4 protein-coding genes and 1 pseudogene are annotated in these 3947 nt (G+C 68.7%); all 5 read left to right on the top strand.

Annotated elements, in window-relative coordinates; all coding sequences use genetic code 11:
- Positions 1-53 precede the first annotated feature (53 nt).
- Positions 54-395, top strand: a complete 342-nt coding sequence (locus tag Mrose_RS17940; RefSeq protein ID WP_147371722.1) for a hypothetical protein — start codon at positions 54-56, stop codon at positions 393-395.
- 79 nt (positions 396-474) lie between these two features.
- Positions 475-2037 (top strand): type I restriction-modification system subunit M, encoded by a 1563-nt coding sequence (locus Mrose_RS17945; protein WP_119280585.1) that lies wholly within the window; start codon positions 475-477, stop codon positions 2035-2037.
- Positions 2024-2395, top strand: coding sequence for an AlbA family DNA-binding domain-containing protein (locus Mrose_RS19560; RefSeq protein WP_245970020.1), 372 nt, complete (start codon positions 2024-2026; stop codon positions 2393-2395). The genes Mrose_RS17945 and Mrose_RS19560 overlap by 14 nt, the downstream gene beginning before the upstream one ends.
- A 51-nt stretch (positions 2396-2446) precedes the next feature.
- Entirely contained in the window at positions 2447-3424 is a 978-nt protein-coding gene (locus Mrose_RS17950) for an ATP-binding protein (RefSeq protein WP_245970021.1), read from the top strand.
- 263 nt (positions 3425-3687) lie between these two features.
- Positions 3688-3947, top strand: a pseudogene (locus Mrose_RS19070) (competence protein); the annotation flags it as partial.

Consider the following 3947-nt stretch of genomic DNA (forward strand, 5'->3'; position numbering starts at 1 on the left):
TGCGGGAGGGGACGAAGCTGAACAACCCCAGCTCCTGACATCGTTGTAGAGCCTTGTTCTGCCGCCCCCACAGCGCGGTGATGATCTCCAAGAGCTACGGGACGGGGCGGGTGCGCCAGGCCTGGGAGGGGCGCTGGTTCCGGGCCTACAACCGGGGCTTCGGGGCCTACGACGACCCCGCGGCCCCCGGCGGGGTGCGCTGCGAGTTCGGCGAGGGCTGGCGGGTGGAGGAGGTGAGCGACCCCGAGGAGGTGGGGCTGCTCGAGGCCTACGAGCAGAGCTTCCGCACCGGCCCGATCCACCCCGACGTGGACTACTACGCCCGCCCCAGCCTCAACCCCAAGCTCTGCCCCACCGCCTGGCGCCGCCCCGGTGGCGCCTGCGAGGCGGGCTGAGCCGGGATCGCGCCGGGGAGGGCGGGGGCCGAGCAGGCCTCGAGCCGCCCCCCATGCCGGGGTATGCTGTTGGCGTAACATGGACCTAAAAACCCTCGAATCCTGGCTCTGGGAAGCCGCCTGCGCCATCCGCGGCCCGGTGGACGCGCCCAAGTACAAGGACTACATCCTCCCCCTCGTGTTCCTCAAGCGCCTCTCCGACGTGTTCGACGACGAGCTGGCCCGCCTGCAGGCCGAGTTCGGCGACCTCGCGCAGGCGCTGGTCGAGGGCGACCGCACCCTGGTGCGCTTCTACATCCCCCCGCACGCCCGCTGGGGCTACCTGCGCGCCCTGCCCAAGGGCGGCCTGGGCGAGAGGCTCACCGACGCGGTGCGGGCGGTGGCCCAGGCCAACCCGGCACTCTCCGGGGTGGTGGACGTGGTGGACTTCAACGCCACCGCCGCCGGGCAGCGCATCGTCCCCGACGACTACCTCAAGGCCCTGATCGAGGCCCTGTCCAAGGAGCGGCTGGGCCTCGCCGACGTGGAGCCCGACCTCTTGGGCCGGGCCTACGAGTACCTGCTCAGGAAGTTCTCCGAGGACGTCGGCCAGTCGGCGGGCGAGTTCTACACCCCCCGCATGGTGGGCGTGCTGATGGCCCGCCTCCTGCGCCCGGAGCCCGGCCAGGAGGCCTATGACCCCGCCTGCGGCTCGGCCGGGCTGCTGATCAAGGCCCACCTGGACCTGCTGGAGCGCCACGGGGTGCAGGAGAACGGCCACCACAGGCTGCCCGGCCACCTCAAGCCGCTGCGGCTGTACGGCCAGGAGTTCCAGGCCACCACCTACGCGCTGGGCATGATGAACGCCTTCCTGCACGACATGACCGCCGACATCAGGCTGGGCGACACCATGGCCAACCCGCGCCACCTGGAGGGCTCCGGCCTCAAGCGCTTCGACCTGATCGTGGCCAACCCCATGTGGAGCCAGACCGTCCCCGCCGCCCTCTACGAGAGCGACCCCTTCGCCCGCTTCGGCTTCGGCGTTCCCCCGGCCTCGAGCGCCGACTGGGGCTGGGTGCAGCACATGCTGGCCTCGCTCAAGGACGACGGGCGCATGGCGGTGGTCCTCGACACCGGGGCCGTGAGCCGCGGCAGCGGCGCCAGCGGCAGCGGCGCCAGCGGCAGCAACAAGGAGCGCGACATCCGCAGGCGCTTCGTGGAGGCCGACCTCGTCGAGGCGGTGGTCCTGCTCCCGGAGAACCTCTTCTTCAACACCACCGCCCCCGGCGTGATCCTGGTGGTCAACCGCGCCAAGCGCCGCCCCAAAGAGATCCTCCTGGTCAACGCCTCCAAGCTCTTCGTCAAGGGCAGGCCCAAGAACGAGATGACCAAGGAGCACGTGGAGCAGGTGGCCCGGCTGTATCACGAGTGGCGGGCCGAGGAGGGCCTCTCGGCGGTCATCGGCCTGGAGGAGGCCGCCAGGCACGACCACAACCTCTCGCCCTCGCGCTACGTGAGCCAGAACGGGGCCGAGGAGGTGCTGCCCCTGGAGGAGGCTGTGGTTCTCCTTCAGGAAGCCGAAGAGGAAAGGGCTCTAGCAGAGCAGGAGCTTCAGCGTGTACTCGAGCTTTTGGGCCTGGGAGCCCGCTATGGAAAGGGTTAGGCTCCAAGAAAGCGAGACGCTGGAGCTCAAGGGCACCTGGACCGACCGGGCCTTGGCGGACCTGGCGGCCTTCGCCAACACCCAAGGCGGCACCCTGATACTCGGGGTGGAAGACGACGGCTGGGTGGTGGGGGTCCAGGTCGACGATCAGGAAGTGCAGCGCCTGGCCAACCTCATCACCTCCCGCCTGGGGATCACCCCGTCCATCCGTGTGGAGGAGATGCAGGGGAAGGCCGTCATCGTCATCCGGGTGGAACCGATGCGGGGCCTGGTCCCCCACAACGGCCGTTACCTGCGGCGGGTGGGAAGCACCAACCGGGACTTCACCCAGGAGGAACTGGCCCGCCACCTCCTGTAGCGCTCGGGGCTCAGCTGGGATAGCCTTCCGAGCGATTGGACCCCGGAGGATGTGGACCCTTCGGCCCTCCGGCATTTCGCCCGGCTGGCGAGGCCGCGCCTTCCCTGGGTGGACCCCGCCGATCCGGAGCGCCTGTTGCAGAACCTGCAGACGCTCCGGGAGGGACGGCTGACCAACGCGGCCGTCCTGCTCTTCGGGAAGCACCCCCAGCGGCGCTTTCCCACAGCCCAGATTCGCATCGGGCTCTTTCGCGGTGTGACCGAAATCCTGGACAGCCACGATTTCCAGGGCACCCTGTGGCAACAGCTGGAAGGCGCCATGGAGCGCTTCCGGCAGGTGCTGAAGGTTCGGTTCGACGTTCGTGTGGATGAGCCGAGCCTGGAGGGCCTGCAGCGCAAGGAGGTTTGGGAGTACCCCCTGGAGGCCCTGCGCGAGGCAGTCATCAACGCCCTCATCCATCGGGACTACACCATCTCTGCGGACGTCCAGATCCGCATCTACGAGGACCGCCTGGAGATCTGGAGCGTGGGGGAGCTCCTACCTCCCTTAACACCCGAGAGCCTGCGGGGTCCTCACGGCTCCCTCCTGCGTAATCCCCTCCTGGCCCAAGCCTTTTATTTCGCCGGCCTGGTGGAGCGCTGGGGTACGGGTACCACCCGCATCATCGCCTTATGCCGCGAACAAGGCCTGCCCGAGCCCGAGTTCGAAAACTGGCAGGGAGGCGTGCGGGTGACCTTCCTCAAGGACCCCTACACCCCGGAGCGCCTCCGGGCCCTGGGGCTCAACGACCGGCAAATCCGGGCGGTGATGTATGTGAAGGACAAGGGTAGCATCAACAATAAAACCTACCAGGAACTCACTGGGGTTTCCAAGCCCACGGCAACCCGTGACCTGGAGGATATGGTACGGAGAGGTGTTCTGGTAAAGGAGGGAAGGACCGGGCGAGGAACATCCTACCAGCTTAAAGGCTCAAAAACGGCTCAAAGGGATCACCAAGGGCTCAAAAACGGCTCAAAGGGGTCACGATGAAGCCAACCGATACCAAAGCACCGAACAACACGGACACCTTACCCGAGGGTTTCAAGATGACCGAACTCGGTCCCCCAGTGCAGGGCCGCAGGCCCTCCTGACAGAGGACTCGCCGCCGCCTCCGGCGGCGTCCCGAAGGGGATCGTCCGGTTGGTGTACCGGTGCCAGCCCCTCCTTACCAGGAGGGGGTCGTCCCCGGCGGGGGGCGCGTCGGCTCTCATCTTTCCCCGGCAGGCCCGCGCGGCGTCTCCTACCATGGGCGCATGCGTTCGTGGCGTTACCTGGTGCTGGCGCTGCCCTCGGGCGGCGTGCTGGCCCCGCTGGGGCTGGCCCTGACCCTGCGGCGCGCGCGGCTTTGGCGGGTGTCGGCGGCCTGCCTGGGGGGGCTGGCGCTCTTCGCGCTGATGTGGGCGCAGCCCTACCTCTGGAGCTCGCTGCTGTGGCTGGCGGGCCTGGCGGGCCTGCAGGTGCTGGCGGTGGGGGAGGAGCGCGACCCCCGCGCGTGGGGGCGCGCTCCTCCCCC

Source organism: Calidithermus roseus, assembly GCF_003574095.1.
Taxonomy (GTDB): domain Bacteria; phylum Deinococcota; class Deinococci; order Deinococcales; family Thermaceae; genus Calidithermus; species Calidithermus roseus.